Below are 19,355 nucleotides of genomic sequence, written 5' to 3'. Positions count from 1 at the left end.
TTGCTGCCCACCGGGTGGGGCAGGTGGCGCGCTGTGAAGATCATCGTGTTGCCACAAACAGCCAGACAACGCGAAAGAGAAAAATATCAGGATTAAGGAAAGAATTGACTTTTTCATCAGGCTCCTGCCATCAGTGAAAGGTCATTTCATCTTAGCTGCCCGATATGCGCTGTGCCATTATCAGCGGGCGAAAAGTTCGCGTTTTTTCGCTCTGAAAAACTGCGCCACCAGCACCAGAACACCGATTGTCAGGAAGACGCCAAAAATGACGATCAACCATTGAGGCATTTCCAGTGAGAACAGAGACCATTGCTTTGTGGCGCAGTCACCCGAGGCGACAAACACCGAAGGCAGCCATTTATCCAGCGGCAGCCAGGTCGGGAAGCGGGCAGCAAAGTCGCAGGTGGTGAAAGGATTCGGGTGCAGTTGGATCATGGTGTGTTCCCATGACAAACGCAGACCTTCAATCGCGCTGTAAAGCCAGATGAGGATAGCGACCCAGCGCAGCGGGGTTTTAGGGGCAATGGCGCCGACCAGACCCGCAGCCATAATCCCAAACAGCGCGCAGCGTTCATAAATACACATCACGCAGGGTTTCAACAACATAACATGCTGGAAATAGAGCGCGACCATCTCAAGCGCAAAAGCGGTCAGTGCCATCAACAGCCAGGCTCCGCGACCCCGGGAACAGCCATTCAAATATCGCAACATAATCAATCCGTGTAATGGGCGTGAAACGGGCAGTGTAAACCAAAAGCGTTGCTGTGCCAGCCCGTTAAGACAAATTACTGACGAAAATATTGCAGCCCGAAATCAACTTAACTGACGCTGACTGATTAAATGAAGACCGATATGAGTCTGTGGGTCGGCATAAATCACCCCGGCAAATTTTTTTGGAAATTTGCGGCAAGACGATCGTTTTCCTGACGGGCAGTCTAGGTGATGCCGGAGGCATCTGGTATGATGAGCCGAATTTTGCACTCGTGTGAACGTAACGGAAACAAAATCCTATGGTCATCAAGGCGCAGAGCCCTGCCGGTTTCGCGGAAGAATATCTTATTGAAAGCATCTGGAATAATCGTTTCCCTCCCGGCTCGATCCTGCCTGCTGAACGGGAGCTTTCGGAGCTGATAGGTGTCACCCGCACCACGCTACGTGAGGTGCTGCAACGGCTGGCTCGTGATGGTTGGTTAACTATCCAACACGGCAAGCCAACCCGCGTAAATAATTTCTGGGAAACTTCAGGGCTGAATATTCTGGAAACGCTGGCGCGTCTTGATCATGACAGCGTTCCCCAGTTGATTGATAATCTGCTTTCCGTCAGAACCAATATCTCATCCATTTTTATCCGCCGCGCCATTCGTACCTATCCGGAAAAAGCCCGTGATGTACTGGTCACGGCGCAGGATGTGGAAGACCGGGCCGATGCTTATACGGAACTGGATTACAATATTTTCCGCGGACTGGCTTTTGCTTCCGGTAACCCTATCTATGGCCTGATCCTGAACGGCCTCAAAGGCCTGTATACCCGGGTCGGACGCCATTATTTTTCCAATCCGGAAGCCCGCCAGCTGGCGCGTGACTTTTATCAGCAGTTGCTGAGTATTTGTCAGCAGGAGCAGTTTGATAAAATTGTTGACACGGTGCGGGATTACGGGCGTCGCAGTGGGGAAATCTGGCACGGTATGCAGAATACCATGCCCACGGATTTGTCTCTCAAGTCGCATTAAATCGTAGCCGGTTCATCCTGAGCCGGTTCTTTGTGGTAAATCCTTCTCTTCATCTGGTCTCTGGATACTGACTTGCGTGCGGGCAAAGAGTGATCGTATATCGACGCCAGGCGGCCAGAGTCTGGCCGTAAAGAAAAAACCCCGGCAGGCCGGGGCAGATGATCGAAGGGATTATAAGGCAGACGGGCGCGGTGGACAGCGGTCGAGAATTTCAGTGCTGCCGTCTTCGTTCTGCTGTTCCAGATGGACATCAAAGCCCCACAGGCGATGAACATGTTTCAGCACCTCCCGACGACTTTTATCCAGCGGCGCGCGGTTTTGTGGAACATAGCGCAGGGTAAGTGAACGGTCGCCTCGCAGGTCCACATCATAAATCTGGATGTTAGGTTCCAGGTTGCTCAGATTATACTGGGCAGACAACTGCTGGCGGATCGCCCGGTAGCCTGCTTCATCATGGATAGCCGCAATTTCAAGGAAGTTATTGCGGTCATCATCCATAACGGTAAACAGACGGAAATCGCGCATTACCTTCGGCGAGAGGAACTGACTGATAAAGCTCTCATCCTTAAATTCACGCATGGCAAAATGGAGTGTTTCCAGCCAGTCGCTGCCGGCAATGTCCGGGAACCAGTAGCGATCCTCTTCAGTCGGTTCCTGACAGATACGTTTGATATCCTGAAACATGGCAAAGCCCAGCGCATAGGGGTTAATGCCGTTGTACCACTGACTGTTATAAGGCGGCTGGTAAACCACATTGGTATGGCTGTGCAGGAATTCCAGCATAAAACGTTCGGAAACTTTTCCTTCATCATACAGATGATTAAGAATGGTGTAGTGCCAGAATGTTGCCCAGCCTTCATTCATCACCTGAGTCTGTTTTTGTGGATAGAAATACTGACTGACTTTACGCACGATGCGTAAAATTTCCCGTTGCCATGACTCCAGCAGCGGCGCATTTTTTTCCATAAAATAGAGCAGGTTCTCCTGGGGCTCAGAAGGATAGCGGGCGGCCTTAGCTTGTGTTGACTCTCTCTCCCGACGAGGAAGCGTTCGCCACAGCATGTTAACCTGACTTTGCAGATACTCTTCGCGGCTTTTCTGACGCGCTTTTTCCTCCTGCAAAGAGATTTTCTGCGGCCTTTTGTAACGATCCACGCCGTAATTCATCAGCGCATGGCAGGAATCCAGTAGCTTCTCGACCTCTTCGACGCCATAGCGTTCTTCGCAGCGGGTAATGTAATTACGCGCAAAAATCAGGTAGTCGACGATTGAGCTGGCATCGGTCCAGCTGCGGAACAGATAGTTATTTTTAAAAAATGAGTTATGACCATAGCAGGCGTGGGCCATTACCAACGCCTGCATGGTGATGGTGTTCTCTTCCATCAGATAGGCAATGCAGGGATTAGAATTGATGACGATTTCGTACGCCAGACCTTGCTGTCCATGCTTGTAACGTTGTTCCGTTTCAATAAATTTCTTACCAAACGACCAGTGTGCATAGTTTATTGGCATCCCGACGCTGGAATAGGCATCCATCATCTGCTCAGAGGTAATCACTTCAATCTGATGCGGATAAGTTTCAAGTCGGTAGAGTTTGGCAACGCGGTCAATTTCACTCAGGTACACATCGAGCAGTTCGAAAGTCCAGTCTGGTCCATCACTCAGGCGTTTAGCTGTGGTCATGGCATCATCAAAGATAGTCGTCATAGCGCACCCCTTTTAAAAACCGTTTCTCGACGTTACATCATGTAACGGCAAAGCTTTCGTTTTCATTTTTAACCTGCCGGAGCAGGGCTGGAATTAAAGCCAATCTTTCAATGATAGTTCACTCTCTCTGATTGCTCTGGCTAATACAATTGAAATCTGTAACCAGAAAACAGAGTTACCGGGCGAATTAAAGTTATCGCCGATGTTTAATGCATAAATAAGGCTTATTTGCAGAATAATAATCTGTATATAAGTTAAACCTTTTACCAGATAACAATCTGCTGCCAAAAGTAAAAAATCCCTTTTGTGTAATGATATGATTCTTAAAAAGAATCATAGCCAGCATTTAACTCTGAAGTATGAGGTCATGCTTATTTTTATTCGCATCCGGATGAAAAAAAGGGTGAAGTATATCGGCGCGCAGGGGGGGGAGGTGGTCTGGTTATATCATCTGACTTTGTGCCGTCAGGGTAGTGTATTCTTCTTTTGAGCGTTATTGGAGCGAATATGCAAGTTGTCATTCTGGGAAGTGGGGGGGTGGGTGTCGCCAGCGCCTGGTATCTTGCCAAAGCCGGGCATCAGGTCACGGTTATTGACCGTCAGCCGGGCGTGGCGCTGGAAACCAGTGCCGGTAATGCTGGTCAGATTTCTCCCGGTTATTCCGCGCCCTGGGCCGCGCCGGGAGTACCACTGAAAGCGGTTAAATGGATGTTTCAGCGTCATGCGCCGCTGGCTGTTCGCCCGGATGGAACGCGTTTTCAGTTGCAGTGGATGTGGCAGATGCTGCGCAATTGTGACATGCAGCACTACCAACTGAACAAAAGTCGCATGGTGCGTATTGCTGAATACAGCCGGGATTGTCTGCGGACGCTGCGTCAGGAAACCGGGATTGCCTACGAGGGGCGTCAGGGCGGTACGCTTCAGCTGTTCCGTACCACGCAACAGTTTGAGAGCGCCACCAAAGATATCGCCGTGCTGAAAGAGGCGGGCGTACCCTACCAGTTACTGGAGGCCAGCCAGCTGGCTGAGGCTGAACCGGCTCTGGCTGCCACTCAGCATAAATTAACCGGCGGTTTGCGCCTGCCTGGCGATGAAACGGGCGATTGCCAGCTGTTTACCCAACGCCTTGCAGAGATGGCGGCAGCGGCGGGCGTGAACTTCAGATTTAACACGCCGGTCGATGCTTTACTGCATGAAGGCAATCAGATCGTGGGGGTGAAGTGCGGAGCGGAAACGATAAAAGCGGATGCCTATGTGGTGGCCAGTGGATCCTGGTCAACCAGCCTGCTGCATGGCATTGTCAGCATTCCGGTTTATCCCCTTAAAGGCTATTCACTGACTATGCCGATCAAAGACAGTGCGGCGGCTCCTGTTTCTACCGTTCTTGATGAAACCTACAAGGTGGCTGTTACCCGTTTCGACGATCGTATTCGGGTCGGCGGTATGGCAGAAATTGTCGGTTATAACACGGAACTGCGCAGGGCACGTCGCCAGACTCTGGAAATGGTGGTACGTGATCTTTACCCACAGGGCGGCCATATTGAGCAGGCCACTTTCTGGACCGGATTGCGCCCTATGACGCCGGATGGCACGCCGATTGTTGGCCGGACGCCGCTGAAAAATCTTTATCTGAACACCGGTCACGGAACGCTCGGTTGGACTATGGCCTGCGGTTCCGGACAGCTTATCTCTGATATTATCTCCGGGCACCCGTTGGCCATTGATGCAGACGACCTGTCAGTGATGCGCTATCTGCCCGGTTTTAATCCGCCGACGGGTAAGGCTCGTTAGTTTTTGTCTTTAAGGAACCAGGAGAAGTTATGTCTCGTCCTATTGTCGCAACTGTACACACCAGCGCGTTGCGACATAACCTGGCGATTGCCCGCCAGGCTGCACCTCATTCCCGCATCTGGTCGGTAGTCAAAGCTAATGCTTACGGTCATGGCATTGACCGGGTATGGCAAAGTTTATCGGACACCGACGGGTTTGCTTTGCTTAATCTGGAAGAGGCGATCCTGCTGCGTGAACGCGGCTGGAAAAAACCGATTCTTTTACTGGAAGGTTTTTTTCACGCAGATGAGCTGGCTGCTCTCGATCATTACCGCCTGACCACCAGTATTCACAGCGAGTGGCAGATTGAGGCACTGAAAAAAGCAAAACTCTCTGCGCCACTCAATATTTACCTGAAAATGAACAGCGGCATGAACCGACTGGGATTTCAACCCGCAGAGGTTAATTCTGCCTGGCGTCGCCTGCGTGAGCTGACCAGTGTCGCTGAAATGACGCTGATGGCCCATTTTGCTGAGGCAGATTCGCCGGACGGTATCACCGGGCCGCTGAAAAGAATCGACCTGGCAGCACAGGCACTCGACTGCCCGCGGTCACTGGCTAACTCTGCCGCCACCCTGTGGCATCCACAGACGCATAGCGACTGGGTGCGTCCAGGTATCATTTTGTATGGTGCTTCTCCCAGCGGGCGATGGCAGGACATTGCCACCACTGGTTTACGGCCAGCCATGACGCTACGTAGTGAGATTATTGCCGTGCAGACGTTAAAAGCCGGTGATGCCGTGGGTTATGGTGGGCGCTACCGTGCAGAGGGCGAACAGCGTATTGGCGTGGTGGCCTGTGGCTATGCGGATGGTTATCCACGCCATGCGCCAACGGGTACACCGGTATGGGTGGATGGCGTGAAAACCAGCACGGTGGGAGCGATCTCGATGGATATGATTACCGTCGATCTGACGCCCTGCCATCAGGCTGTGATTGGCAGCCCGGTAGAGCTTTGGGGTGATAATGTGAAAATCGATGAGGTTGCCCTGGCTTCTGGTACGGTGGGCTATGAGCTGATGTGCGCACTGGCTCCACGCGTACCCGTTCGCGTCAGTTAAGGTTTCAGCGCGGTCAACGTGCCGCGCACCTTTTTACTACAAATCCATGCCAGTCCTGTCAGCAGGGTACCTGCCACCATCATCAGCGCCAGCGCGGTTTTTTCTGGCAGCGGCAGTGCCATCACAACCAGCCCTGCTGATGACCCTCCGGCCATCTGAATGAATCCGGCCAGAGCCGAAGCTACCCCTGCCTGTTGCTGATAAGGTTCCAGAGCGAAGCTGGTGGCCGGACCGACGGTAAAAGCCAGACCGGCCACCGCAACGGCGACCGGAAACATATACAGCGCCCAGTGCTGCTGCCAGCCTGCCGGAAACAGCCACACGCCTGACATCAACATCACCGCCCCAAGCGCCATAGCGATGCTGCCGGTGGCGAGGCAAAATGGCCGTCCCAGCTTGCGGATTGTTTTATTAACCAGCACGCTGACCAGCATGATCCAGAATCCGTTTGCCCCGAAGGCAACCGAAAATTGCAGCGCACTGAGTTTGCCTTCGGTCATCAGCACCTGAGGTGCCAGTGAAACATAGGTCAGCACCATGCCCAGCGCTCCGGCGTTTGCCAGCGAAAAGGCAAGGAAACGCGGCTGAGAAAGGATACCAAAGTATTGCCTGAGAGGGATGCCTCGCACCGCAACGGTATCTGCCGGACGGGTTTCTGGCAGAAAAACAATCACCAGCACGCCAATCACTGTGGCATAGCCAGCCAGAAACCAGAAAGGTGCCCGCCAGCCAAACGCATCAGCCAGAAAACCGCCCAGCATGGGAGCCAGCGCCGGGACGATATTTAATGCACCGTTGAGGAAACCATACGCCCTGGCGGCCTCATCGCCATCAAGGCGATCGCGTACCCCGCTGAAAGCGACGACGGCTGTGCAGCAGACCGCGCAGCCCTGCACCAGGCGGGCAATCAGGAATTGTGACCAGCCACCCGCGGTAGCGGCGAGAATACTGCCCAGCAGATAGAGCATCAGTCCGGCCAGAGCAATGGGCTTTCTCCCCAGGTTATCCACCAGGGGGCCGGCGACCAGCTGCCCAAGTCCCATTACCAGCAGGAACAGCGGGATAGTGGTCTGAATCTGACTGACCGGTGTCGCCAGTCCCAGGGCAATCTCCGGTAAGGTGGGCAGATAGAGGTCGATACCTAAAGGTGCCAGTAGCACCAGGCTAAGAAGAAGTAAGGTAAATTTTTGCATCAGGCGAAGCGACGTCCGTTAAAAAGCGAGCCGCACAGGTTAGTGATTAACAGAGGAAAAGAAAAGGGGAATGTGGCTCTGAATACGAAAGCCGTGCGCTTCACGGCTTTCGTATTGTGGTATCAGTAAGCGCCGTCGCGACGAAGCACCACACCGGCAGTTTTAAACAGAATGGCAATGTCGGTCCACAGTGCCCAGTTTTTTACATACCAGGAGTCGAAGTAAACACGCGTATCATAGTCGATATCGTTACGGCCACTGACCTGCCACAGTCCGGTCATCCCGGGTTTAGCCATCAGATAGTAATCAACATCCCCGGCATAACGCTCAAGCTCTGCTTCTATTACCGGACGCGGGCCAACCAGGCTCATCTCACCCCGCAACACGTTCCACAATTGCGGAAGCTCATCCAGACTGGTTTTACGCAAAAATGCACCAATTTTTGTCACACGAGGGTCGTTCTTCAGCTTAAAGTCTTTATCCCATTCGGCACGGGCTTCTTCATTAGTCGCCAGCAGCTCTTCCAACACTTCCTTCGAGTTGGTCACCATCGAACGGAACTTCAGACATTTGAATTTTTTGCCATCCTGGCCCACACGTTCGTGTCCGTAAATTTTATTACCGCCATCGCGTCCTACCATCCAGCAAATCAGGCCAAATGCGGGGGCAAGAACCAGCAGTAGCAGCGAGGCCACCACGATATCGAACGCACGCTTGAGGATACGGGAAGAGCGTTTAGCCAGGCTGTTACTGACCCGCAGGATCATCACTTCATGGCTGAAGATAAATGACATATCCGTACCGTATAACGGTACACCACGCAGGGTAGGTACCACTGAAACTGAACGGCATTTCTTTTTTGACAGCAGCTTCAGCCACTTATCGCGCATTGACTGCTGTTCATACTCCATCGCCACGATAAACTGCGTGTTTTCAAGATCAACCGTGTCCCAGACAATGTCTCTGGCCGTGATCACCGGCACGCCATGTAGATTTTCCGCGCCTTTATATCCGTTTGAAGCAACAAAGGCTTTTACTTCATAACCCAGCAGTTCTTCGCTTTGTAGCGCGGCGTAGGCTTCACGCGCATTTTTACCTGAACCAATAATAATGGTCTGTTTTTGCCACTGGCCCGCTTTGAGGATGGCATGTTTAACCGAAGAGCGTAGCAGTGGAACCAGGATAAGCGCATACACCCAGGTGAAACTCCACAACATGCGGGAAAAATCCCATTTTGAGAAGGCAATCAGCGCAAGGTCTAACAGTGAAAAAATGACCAGCGTTTTAATTATTTCTTTTAATTCAAACCAGAAAGGTTTGCGATAAGTGTAGTGACGCAGTCGCATCCAGAACCAGGCCGTGCAGACAATCGACATGACGAACTGCGCGATAAAACGGACCTTAACTTCCTGAGGTGGAATAAAGATATCCAGGTTTCCCCAGAAACCTTGCACGGTAGCCGCAGATAAAAACAGGGCAAGGTTAATTGATATCAAATCTGCCAGACTCAATGTCACCTTGGTAATAATGTTTTTTCGAGTGCCACTAAAGGCACGACGTCGATCATTCAGTACCAGAGTACTTGCCATAATGCCTGCTCTCTTTTGATAAAGAATAAGTGACCTGACGAGGTTCAAGCACGCGTTCAGGGGGAAACGAACTAAAGTAAATCTCTTTAGTTTCAGATAATTATTGTTTCTTTGTTTATATACAAACGCTTAAAAAATTCGACGCGCTGAATTAAACGTCGGATCTTTTTCGTAAAGCTGAGGCAAGTATGCAGCAGACATTTGGCTTAGTTAATACGGGTAATTCCTAAAACTTCCAAATTGCTTTTTGGCGGAATAGTTAAAAACAGGCGGGAGGGAAAAATATAAACAGATGAATGGCGTCATTTTTTCGGAAAGATAACATTTTTACTGCAATAAGATGTCAGACTCACCTCAGCTAATTTCTGCATCGGTGAGTCTGAAAGATCAGGCAGGTTTTTTCAGCACCCAGCGATTTTGCTGCTGGTCATAATGCCCAATGGCCAGATCGACAGGCTGGCCGTCAATCCAGGCTGGCACACTGGTTTCATCATCCCATCCATCAAGCTGATAAGTCAGGCCTGGGTTGGTATGGCAGGGGATGCTGATGGTTTCCACATCCTGCCCGTCCAGCTCTGCATCAATAATTTCATAGCGACCAATCTTCACGATATGACCCATGATATTCTCCCATACGGAAAGACATGAACTTTAAGCGTAGCGTTGATTCCGCAGAGATCGAGCGATTATTTCCAGGATTATTCCTTATCTTCCGTTACCCGGACACCAATTCTGCTAATCTCATTTCCTTCTTTTTCAGCCACCGTCCAGATCATATTTTTCCATTCAACCTGGTCACCCACCACCGGCGCACCACCGATCATTCCGGCAACCAGATGGCCCAGCGTCAGTTGATTATTCATGTCATCGTCCAGTTCGATACCATAAATTTCAGAAATGTCATGCAGACGGGCATCTGCCTGCAAAATGAAGTCACCAAAAAAGCGCTGATCTAGCGCGACCGGAGGAGACTGGCTGAACAGTTTTCCCAGTTCGGGTAAATCTTTTTCGCGGCCAATAACGCACAGTACGTCTCCCTCTTTCAAACGCGTGTTGCCGGTAGGATGCAGCAACAGATTATCGCGAAACAGTGCAGCAATACGGGTTTCTCTTGGCATGTGCAGATCGCGCAGCGCAGCGCCCACGCACCACTTGTCAGCGCCTAACTGATAAACGAACTGTTCCCACGGGTTTTCGGGGTGAATATCCAGCCCGACACGGGAAATTGGGGAGGCGGTGGGGGGAACAATTACCCTGGCTTTACGTGCGGCAAAACCCAGCGAAGTGCCCTGTATCATCAGAGAGACAAGCACGACAAAGAAGGCGATATTGAAGAACAGCGTGGCGTGTGGCAGACCGGCCATCATCGGAAAGACAGCCAGGATGATCGGCACGGCACCACGCAGACCAACCCAACTAATAAACAGTCGTTCACGCAGATTAAAACCCCGGAATGGCAACAGGCCAATCAGGATCGACAGCGGGCGGGCGATCAGTATCAGCCAGACGGACAGCAGCATGGCAGGCAGGGCGATGTTCCACAGGTCGGTTGGCGTCACTAACAGGCCAAGCACCAGAAACATGCCAATCTGACTCAGCCACGCCATGCCATCAAAGGTTTGCAGGATACCGTAGCGATTTCGGATTGGACGATTACCCAGTACGAAACCACAAAGATAGACGGCGAGGATGCCGCTGCCTTCCAGCACGGTAGTCAGGGCAAAGACCAGAATTCCGCCGCTGACGGCCAGAAGGGGATAAAGACCTCCGGGCAGTGAGACGCGGTTGATCAGCTGTAACAAAGCCCAGCCGCCGCCAATTCCCAGCACGATACCCAGGCCAAATTGTTGAATAAGGTGAACGACGAACATGCCATTCAGCCCGGTTTGTCCTTGCTGAATCATCTCAATCAGGGTGATGGTCAGAAACACCGCCATCGGGTCATTGCTGCCGGATTCAATCTCCAGCGTGGCGCTTACACGCTCATTAAGACCTTTGCCCCCGAGCAGAGAAAAAACGGCGGCGGCATCCGTCGAGCCAATAATCGCCCCCACCAGAAAACCATTCATCATGTTCAGGTTGAATAACCATGCGGCCGCCATGCCAGTCAGTCCGGCAGTGATTAATACGCCAACCGTTGCCAGTGACAGTGCCGGGCCCAGTGCCACCTTGAAAGAACTGGCCTGAGTTCGCATTCCACCGTCCAGTAAGATGACCGCGAGGGCAAGGTTGCTAATCAGATAGGCTGCGGGATAATTATCAAACGCAATACCGCCAATACCGTCGACCCCTGCCAGCATACCCAGCGCGAGAAAAATAACCAGAATAGGGATGCCGAGCCGGGATGAGAATGAACTGAGTAAAATGCTTGCTGCAACCAGCACTGAACCAATAATAAACAGACTGTAAATCGCGCTGGCTTCCAATGTATTTTTTCTCCTGTTTTGGTTAAATCATCTGCCCTGACAGTGTGTTGCAAGAGTACCTTAAAAGTCAAAATTCAGATGCTGCGTGTGTTGCCTCATTATCTGTTGCGTTGCTGGCCTTATTATCAACCAACTCATCATAATCTGTATGTCAGGTTTCGTGATAAGAAGAATAACAACGATAAAATGTGGCTGCTCAGCCAATTAAACCGCCTGACGTTATTACCCTTCAGGGCCAGAAATCAAGAAAGGGTTTATGCAAACTTAATTCTGATGATTGGCAGGTCATGTTAAGTAAAAAGCGGGTGGGGCGCGGCGTTGCATCACGCTCGGTTGGTTAAGCTGAGATAACAGAAGTTGAAATAACGATTTCGCGATAAACAGCCAGTACGGTCTGGTACTGGCTGCATTTCATCAGGCGCTCTCGGTCTGCTTGTGAAACAACGCACGGAAAACAGGGTAAATATCTTCCGGCTCGCGGATGTGCTGGATAGCAAAATTATCAAACATAGCCTGAAGGTGTTCATATTCGCGCCACAAAGTCTGGTGGGCGCGCCGGGTGATCTCAATGTAACTGTAATAACGCACGACGGGCAGAATACTCTTTGCCAGAATCTCATGACACAGTGGCGAATCATCTGCCCAGTTATCACCATCTGAAGCCTGCGCTGCGTAAATATTCCACTGAGCAGGGTCATAACGCTCTTTAATCACTTCATCCATCAGTTTCAGTGCGCTGGAAACAATGGTGCCACCGGTTTCCTGTGAGTAGAAAAATTCCTGCTCATCCACCTCTTTAGCCTGGGTGTGGTGACGGATGTAGACCACATCGACATTTTTATAGGTACGACTGAGAAACAGGTAGAGCAAAATGTAAAATCGTTTTGCCATGTCTTTGGTTGCCTGATCCATTGAACCTGACACGTCCATCAGACAGAACATCACCGCCTGACTGGATGGATCCGGGCGTTTTTCAAAATTCTTGTAGCGTAAATCGAAAGTATCAATAAAGGGTACGCGTTTTATTCGCGCACGCAGTTCAGCGATTTCCTTTTTAAGACGCTCTTCCTCCAGCAGCTGTGCGGGTTCAGCTTTCTGAACGGCATCCAGTGCGTCTTCCAGTTCATGCAGCATACGTCGCTTGCCGGCGGTCATGGCGGTGCGTCTCGCCAGTGAATTTTGCAGCGAACGTACCACGCTGATATTGGCGGGAACACCGTTTGCCGTGTAGCCTGCACGATGGACTTTGTATTCGTTGAGCTGTCTGTGCTGATTTTTTTTCAGGTTGGGTAGGGCGAGATCTTCAAACAGTAGATCGAGATACTCGTCTTTTGAAATATTAAAAACAAATTCGTCCTGTCCTTCACCATCCTGACTGGCATTGCCCTGACCACTTCCGCCGCCGCCGCCGCCCTGCGGTCTTTCGACCCGATCATTTTGTACAAAGTGATCATTGCCGGGATGAACGCGGTGACGATGTCCACCGCGAGCCTGATGAAAAACAGGTTCATTAATATCATCAACAGGAATTGAAACGGACTCGCCGCTGCTGATGTCGGTCACCGAACGCTTATTAATGGCCTCGGAAATCGACTGTTTAATTTGCGATTTGTAGCGGCGCAGGAAGCGTTGGCGATTAACCGCGCTCTTATTTTTACCGTTTAACCGCCGATCGATAAAATAGGCCATAACTCTCCCCCAAAAAACAGTGCAAACCGGGTCAGGTTGCCCTGACCCCTTCAGCATTTATGAGGCTGGTATCACGATGATTTGCGAACACGCAGATACCATTCACACAACAGGCGAACCTGCTTGCGGGTATAGCCTTTTTCCATCATCCGATCGACAAAATCATCATGCTTTTTCTGCTCATCCGTGGACGTTTTCGCATTAAATGAAATAACTGGCAGCAGCTCTTCAGTATTTGAGAACATTTTCTTCTCAATAACCGTGCGCAGTTTTTCATAACTGGTCCAGTTTGGATTGCGGCCATTATTGTGTGCCCGGGCGCGTAATACGAAATTGACAATTTCATTACGGAAGTCTTTCGGATTACTGATACCCGCCGGTTTCTCAATTTTCTCCAGCTCGGCGTTCAGGGATTCTCTGTCGAATAACTGACCGGTGTCCGGATCGCGGTATTCCTGATCCTGGATCCAGAAGTCAGCGTAAGTAACGTAACGGTCAAAAATATTCTGACCATATTCAGAATAAGACTCAAGATAAGCAGTTTGAATCTCTTTACCGATAAATTCGGCGTATTTCGGGATCAGGTAACCCTTCAGATGCTCAAGATATTTCTCGGCCTGTTCCTGAGGGAACTGTTCACGCTCAATCTGTTGTTCGAGTACGTAGAAAAGATGAACCGGGTTTGCTGCCACTTCAGCATGATCAAAGTTGAACACCCTGGAGAGGATTTTGAAGGCAAAGCGGGTAGACAGGCCATTCATACCTTCATCGACACCGGCATAGTCGCGATATTCCTGATAGGATTTTGCTTTCGGGTCGGTGTCTTTCAGGCTTTCACCATCATATACCCGCATTTTGGAATAAGTGCTGGAGTTTTCCGGCTCTTTCAGTCGTGAAAGAATCGAGAAGCGTGCCAGCGTTTCCAGCGTTCCCGGAGCACAGGGTGCATGAGTCAGCTCACTGTGATCAAGAAGTTTGTCGTAGATTTTAATCTCTTCTGATACCCGCAGGCAGTAAGGCACTTTGACGATATATACACGGTCAAGAAACGCCTCGTTATTTTTGTTATTACGGAAGGTGACCCATTCTGACTCGTTAGAGTGCGCCAGGATAATGCCATTAAATGGCAGGGCAGATATCCCTTCAGTACCGTTATAATTTCCTTCCTGAGTGGCAGTCAGCAGGGGATGTAGCACTTTAATCGGTGCTTTAAACATCTCAACAAACTCCATAATCCCCTGGTTTGCACGGCAAAGTGCGCCTGAATATCCGTAGGCGTCAGGATCGTTTTGCGCATGGTTTTCCAGCTTGCGGATGTCTACTTTACCCACCAGTGCTGAAATGTCCTGATTGTTTTCATCACCAGGTTCCGTCTTGGCAATTGCCAGCTGTTCAAGAATTGAAGGCCATACCTTAACGACTTTAAAGCGCGAAATGTCTCCGCCAAATTCATGAAGGCGTTTGGCGGCCCATGGGGACATGATGGTGCCGAGATAACGGCGGGGCACGCCATATTCTTTATCGAGGATCGTGGCATCTTCCTGCGGATTGAAAAGACACAAAGGATGGTCATTGACAGGACTACGCTCGCCATCGGCGCTGAGCACATAGATTGGCACTCTCTGCATCAGAGACTTCAGACGCTCAGCCAGAGATGATTTACCCCCACCAACGGGCCCCAGCAGATAGAGAATCTGTTTTTTCTCCTCCAGTCCCTGAGCGGCATGTTTAAGGTAGGAGACGATCTGTTCAATCGCCTCTTCCATGCCATAAAACTCTTCAAAAGCAGGGTAGCGTGCAACAACACGGTTGGAGAAAAGTCGGGAAAGGCGTGGCTCTGTAGCAGTGTCTACCATTACCGGCTCGCCAATAGCCATTAACAGTCTCTCAGCTGCATTGGCGTATGCACTACGATCCTGCCGACAAATGGTAAGAAATTCCTGAAGTGTAAACTCTTCGTCCTTGGCGGCTTCATAGCGCTGACGATAGTGATCGAATATATTCATAGCGATGCCCGTCCTTTCGTTTTTAGCACAGGTAACAGGGAGCTTAAAACCTCACCCCCTGAAGGAACTTATGAATTACAGCAACCCTTATGCCAACCTGACATTTTTTATCGGGATAATTAAAGCTTATGGCTACTGCTCTCTTAAAATGCACTGTCGATGAATTAAGCGTAGTTGGCTATCTAAGAAATTTCCTGATACTTCTGTCTTTTTCGATGAGATTTCAATAACAAAGTCATAAATCAGCTTAACGCCGCCCTTGACTGATGCGGGCTGGCTGATATTTGTAAATAAGCGATGATAACCCCCGTACCGCACCCTTTGACATCTGGCAGCCGGTGTACAATCGTGTAAACTTTCCGCCTGGGATGTCGGGTTTGTTAAACTACCTGACTTAATTGTTATGTTTATGGAATGAATTAATTGTGAACTATTTCAAACTTAGCGTGCTTGCCACGATTTCGGCAGTGAGTTTTACCTCTGTCAGTGCGCTGGCGAATCCATTGAGCCTCGGGGCGTCGGTAATTTACAGTCAGAGTCCGTATAAAGGAGCAAAGGGCCGCTATTTCCCATTGCCGGTGATCAATTACGAAGGAGACAGCTTTTATTTTCGTACCGTACAGGCGGGATATTATTTGTGGAAAGACCAGCAGGATCAGCTGTCGCTGACCATTATGGGCTCGCCGCAAAGTTTTGATACCGATCACACTTACAATAAACAGCTCAAGAAACTTGATAACCGCCACATGACGATGATGGGAGGCCTGGATTACCGGCATCTGGCAGAGTGGGGGATCATACGCACGACCTTAGCAGCCGATATGCTGGGTAACAGTGACGGCTATCAATGGGATCTGGCTTATCTTTATCGCTTCCAGTTGGGAGAGTTCAGTCTGACGCCCGGCCTTGGTCTGGTCTACAGCAGCGATCGCCAGAACAATTACTATTACGGTATATCGAAGCAGGAGTCCCGGCGCAGTGGGCTGGCCAGCTACGATGCGGATGACAGCTGGAATCCCTATCTTGAACTGACCGCGGCATGGTCACTGTCATCAAACTGGAACGCGACCCTCTCCGGGCGCTATACCCGACTGGCCAGTGAGGTGAAAGACAGCCCGATGGTCAATAAAGATTCTCTGGTATCAGTATGGACGGGGGTAAGCTACACGTTCTGATATCACCGTCAATGCACTAAAAAAGGGCGCTGAGCGCCCTTTTGCATAGAGGTGGTGAAATAAACAGGTGCAGCAGGAGTAGGTAATGAAAAATATAGCGTTCAGTTCAGGGGCCATTTTACCGGCTATTGGTCAGGGAACCTGGTACATGGGTGAGGATGCCAGCCGACGCAAGCAGGAAATTGCAGCGCTTCAGGCAGGACTGGATACAGGACTGAGGCTGATTGACACCGCAGAAATGTATGCTGATGGTGAGGCAGAAGCCGTAGTGGGTGAAGCGCTGAAAGGGCGCAGGGATAAAGCATGGCTGGTTTCCAAAGTTTATCCGTGGAATGCAGGTGCCGTGGACGCCATTGAGGCCTGCGAACGCAGCCTGCGCCGACTGAAAACCGATTATCTCGATCTCTATCTGTTGCACTGGCGCGGTAACGTGCCGTTGGAGGAAACGCTTACCGCGATGGCATCATTAAAGCAGTCTGGCAAAATTCTGCGTTGGGGAGTGTCGAACTTTGACAGTGATGACCTTGCCGACCTGCTGGCTGAAGATGGGGGAGATGGCTGTGATGCTAATCAGGTGCTTTACCATCTGGGTTCTCGTGGTATCGAACATGATCTCCTTCCCGACTGTCAGCAACGTGGGATCCCGGTGATGGCCTATTGCCCGCTAGCCCAGGGGGGCAGATTGCGTCGTGATCTGATGGATGCGCCGGTGTTGTGTGAGCTGGCACAGCAAAAGGGCATCAGCGTGGCCCAGTTGCTGCTGGCATGGGTTATCCGTCAGGAGGGTGTGATAGCCATTCCTAAAGCCAGCTCAGTTGCTCATGTAGTCGAAAATGCCGCAGCGCTGAATGTGGTATTAAGTAGTGAAGATCTGACAAAAATCAATCTGGCTTATCCGCCGCCAGAACGTAAAATGCCGCTGGATATGGTTTAGGTGCCGGTCAGCTCGTTTTTTTGCGGGCAGAGTGCAGTGTGATTCACCGTCAACGGACGGGCTCTGATGCCGGGTTGGCGTATTGAAATGATAATTTTCCAGGGACGAGGAATGAATAAACCGCAGCTTATCCGCTCTTACGCATCCACCAAAAATATGCTCCGGATATCCGGCATTGATAATGCCATCGCACACAACCTGTCAGCAGCTAATGTCAGGGAGAGAACTCAGTGAGTGCTTCCCGCCAGCACCTGTTCAGCTATGCCGCCTTCAGACACCTGTTTTTTGCCCGCCTCCTCACCGTGACAGGTAATGGTATCGCCCCGATAGCCCTGGCTTTTGCCGTACTGGATATGGGGGGAAATGCCGGAGATCTGGGTATTGTGGTGGCATCACGTTCACTGATAAATGTGCTGTTTCTTCTGCCTGGCGGTGTACTGGCAGATCGCTATTCACGTACTCGCCTTCTTTTTAGTGCTTCTGTTATTGCTGCGCTTTCTCAGGGCCTGTGCGCCTGGCTGGTGCTGGAGCACGTCGCAACGATCGGTGAGTTGATCATTCTGGGGATGATTAACGGTGCAGCAGCGGGTATGGCTTTACCGGCCTCTGGCGCAATGGTGCCTCTGACTGTGCCTGGCCAGAAACTCAGGCAGGCCAATGCATTTATTCAATTGGGAATATACGTCGGAACCATTACCGGCGCTTCACTGGGCGGAATGCTGATCGGGGCCGTTGGGCCAGGTTGGGGGTTGGCAGTGGACGCTCTGGGCTTTGCTGCCGCCACGCCGCTGTGGTTGTTGATCAGGGTGGGCAAACAACGGGTGGCGACTTTGCAGCGTAATATGCTGTATGAACTTCGCGAAGGCTGGAAGACGTTTATTGCTCACACCTGGGTATGGTCGGTTGTTGCTCAGTTTGCCGTGGTCAACGTCGCCTTTAGCGGCATTGTGATGGTGCTTGGCCCGGTTATAGCTGATGCTTCTTTTGGCAGGACGGTGTGGGGCGTAATGGTTGCCGCACAAAGTGGTGGGCTGATAGCGGGTTCATGTCTGGCATTACGCTGGCGTCCGCGCCGTGATATGCAGGCAGGCGTCATGCTGATTGCACTTTGCGCCCTGCCAATGCTGTTGTTAAGTATCCCGGCATCATCTTTTTTGTTGTGCGGGGCCTTTTTTCTTGCCGGGGTGGGTTTTGGTCAGTTTGGTGTGGTGTGGGCCCATTATCTGCAAACCCGTATTCCCGCTGACAAGCTTGCCCGTATTTGCGCCTGGGATGCGATGGGCTCTTTTATCGCCATCCCACTGGGTGAACTGGCTGCTGGCCCACTGGCTTTGCAGCTCGGTAATAAAACGGTGTTGGTAATCTCAGCGGTTGCCGTTCTGGTTGCCACACTGGCAACCAGTTTAGTCCCGGCAATAAGGTTGCTGACCAGAGAGGGAGAAGCAAAGTCCTGATTCAGCGGGTAAAACACTGCCCGCTGTTTATCTCCTGGTTATTTGCCTTTGCGTATTCTGATTGTTGCCGACAGTCGTGCTGGTGATTCAGCGGTGCTTTTCATTGGTGAGGAGACATGAGCTGTTTCGACACAAACCATCGTTTTGTATCCATCATCTGCCATATCCGCCATGCTTTGTGAAAGTTCAGGACCCGGATTCCAGGTGACAACGTCACTTTGATGATGATGATAAACTTCCAGCATACGGTTGCCAGTTTTATCACCGATCAGGCTACAGTCTTCCGGCTGGGTGTAAATACGGTCAATACGATGAGGATAGGTTTGCTTACCGTCAACAGAATGCCCGGCATTGCCGTTGTTAACTTTATCAATAAAATCAGGTCCTAAATAGCTGCGCGGAATAGTAGATCACTTTAAGGGAACTCAGCCCGGATTGTGCGATCTGATCAATCGCCAAATCAAAACAAATCACCAACCGGACTGAGCGATGCCGATCATAGCACCAATACCCCGTGGCGAACGACGCCTGATGCAAAAAGCGATTCAGCGAACACGTGAT

15 protein-coding genes and 1 pseudogene are annotated in these 19,355 nt (G+C 50.8%); 6 read left to right on the top strand and 10 right to left on the bottom strand.

Annotation, left to right across the window (positions count from 1 at the left end):
* Nucleotides 1–180: 180 nt before the first annotated feature.
* Complete coding sequence (gene dsbB, locus BG55_RS00730) at nucleotides 181–711, bottom strand: disulfide bond formation protein DsbB (protein ID WP_034933139.1); 531 nt, start codon at nucleotides 709–711, stop codon at nucleotides 181–183.
* A gap of 299 nt (nucleotides 712–1,010) precedes the next feature.
* On the opposite strand from dsbB, the gene fadR reads away from it, so the two are divergent.
* A complete protein-coding gene (gene fadR / locus BG55_RS00725) occupies nucleotides 1,011–1,730 on the top strand; it encodes a fatty acid metabolism transcriptional regulator FadR (protein ID WP_034933135.1) in 720 nt (239 codons plus the stop codon).
* Between the two features lie 171 nt (nucleotides 1,731–1,901).
* Here fadR and BG55_RS00720 read toward each other — a convergent pair whose 3' ends face one another.
* Nucleotides 1,902–3,437, bottom strand: coding sequence for a SpoVR family protein (locus tag BG55_RS00720; protein WP_034933132.1), 1,536 nt, complete (start codon nucleotides 3,435–3,437; stop codon nucleotides 1,902–1,904).
* A 507-nt stretch (nucleotides 3,438–3,944) separates the two neighbouring features.
* Between BG55_RS00720 and BG55_RS00715 the strand changes: the two genes are divergently transcribed.
* Together BG55_RS00715 and dadX are read left to right on the top strand one after the other, a co-directional pair.
* Nucleotides 3,945–5,228: a D-amino acid dehydrogenase gene (locus tag BG55_RS00715; protein WP_034933247.1), complete on the top strand. Its 1,284-nt coding sequence runs from the start codon at nucleotides 3,945–3,947 to the stop codon at nucleotides 5,226–5,228.
* A 29-nt stretch (nucleotides 5,229–5,257) separates the two neighbouring features.
* The gene (dadX, locus tag BG55_RS00710; RefSeq protein ID WP_034933130.1) at nucleotides 5,258–6,328 is read left to right on the top strand and encodes a catabolic alanine racemase DadX; all 1,071 of its coding nucleotides are present in this window, start codon (nucleotides 5,258–5,260) and stop codon (nucleotides 6,326–6,328) included.
* On the opposite strand, the gene BG55_RS00705 is transcribed toward dadX, so the two are convergent.
* The 6 genes from BG55_RS00705 to yeaG all read right to left on the bottom strand — a co-directional run bounded on the left by BG55_RS00705 (nucleotide 6,325) and on the right by yeaG (nucleotide 15,231).
* Nucleotides 6,325–7,521, bottom strand: a complete 1,197-nt coding sequence (locus BG55_RS00705; RefSeq protein ID WP_034933126.1) for a multidrug effflux MFS transporter — start codon at nucleotides 7,519–7,521, stop codon at nucleotides 6,325–6,327. The two genes, dadX and BG55_RS00705, sit on opposite strands and share 4 nt — an antisense overlap.
* Nucleotides 7,522–7,643: 122 nt before the next feature.
* On the bottom strand, nucleotides 7,644–9,110 hold the full coding sequence (gene wbaP, locus BG55_RS00700; protein WP_034933123.1) for an undecaprenyl-phosphate galactose phosphotransferase WbaP: 1,467 nt from the start codon (nucleotides 9,108–9,110) through the stop codon (nucleotides 7,644–7,646).
* Between the two features lie 387 nt (nucleotides 9,111–9,497).
* A complete protein-coding gene (locus BG55_RS00695) occupies nucleotides 9,498–9,731 on the bottom strand; it encodes a DUF1480 family protein (protein WP_034933118.1) in 234 nt (77 codons plus the stop codon).
* 77 nt (nucleotides 9,732–9,808) lie between these two features.
* Complete coding sequence (locus tag BG55_RS00690; RefSeq protein ID WP_034933115.1) at nucleotides 9,809–11,536, bottom strand: potassium/proton antiporter; 1,728 nt, start codon at nucleotides 11,534–11,536, stop codon at nucleotides 9,809–9,811.
* A gap of 414 nt (nucleotides 11,537–11,950) precedes the next feature.
* Complete coding sequence (locus BG55_RS00685) at nucleotides 11,951–13,225, bottom strand: YeaH/YhbH family protein (RefSeq protein ID WP_034933110.1); 1,275 nt, start codon at nucleotides 13,223–13,225, stop codon at nucleotides 11,951–11,953.
* 71 nt (nucleotides 13,226–13,296) lie between these two features.
* Nucleotides 13,297–15,231 carry a protein kinase YeaG gene (gene yeaG, locus BG55_RS00680; RefSeq protein WP_034933107.1) on the bottom strand — a complete coding sequence of 645 codons (1,935 nt, stop codon included), beginning with the start codon at nucleotides 15,229–15,231 and terminating at the stop codon, nucleotides 13,297–13,299.
* A gap of 425 nt (nucleotides 15,232–15,656) precedes the next feature.
* On the opposite strand from yeaG, the gene BG55_RS00675 reads away from it, so the two are divergent.
* The 3 genes from BG55_RS00675 to BG55_RS00665 all read left to right on the top strand — a co-directional run bounded on the left by BG55_RS00675 (nucleotide 15,657) and on the right by BG55_RS00665 (nucleotide 18,794).
* Nucleotides 15,657–16,406, top strand: coding sequence for a MipA/OmpV family protein (locus tag BG55_RS00675; RefSeq protein WP_034933104.1), 750 nt, complete (start codon nucleotides 15,657–15,659; stop codon nucleotides 16,404–16,406).
* An 85-nt stretch (nucleotides 16,407–16,491) separates the two neighbouring features.
* Nucleotides 16,492–17,340, top strand: a complete 849-nt coding sequence (locus tag BG55_RS00670; protein ID WP_034933100.1) for an aldo/keto reductase — start codon at nucleotides 16,492–16,494, stop codon at nucleotides 17,338–17,340.
* A gap of 230 nt (nucleotides 17,341–17,570) precedes the next feature.
* Nucleotides 17,571–18,794, top strand: a complete 1,224-nt coding sequence (locus BG55_RS00665) for an MFS transporter (protein ID WP_034933096.1) — start codon at nucleotides 17,571–17,573, stop codon at nucleotides 18,792–18,794.
* 38 nt (nucleotides 18,795–18,832) lie between these two features.
* On the opposite strand, the pseudogene BG55_RS21600 reads toward BG55_RS00665, so the two are convergent.
* A pseudogene (locus BG55_RS21600) lies at nucleotides 18,833–19,189 on the bottom strand (aldose epimerase family protein); the annotation flags it as partial.
* The coding region (locus BG55_RS23105; protein ID WP_071994954.1) for a hypothetical protein at nucleotides 19,173–19,355 on the bottom strand (183 nt) is incomplete at its 5' end. The pseudogene BG55_RS21600 and the gene BG55_RS23105, both read right to left, overlap by 17 nt.

The organism is Erwinia mallotivora, assembly GCF_000590885.1.
GTDB lineage: Bacteria > Pseudomonadota > Gammaproteobacteria > Enterobacterales > Enterobacteriaceae > Erwinia > Erwinia mallotivora.
The sequence above is the reverse complement of the archived record's forward strand: the minus strand, read 5'-3'. Positions and strand labels throughout refer to the sequence as shown.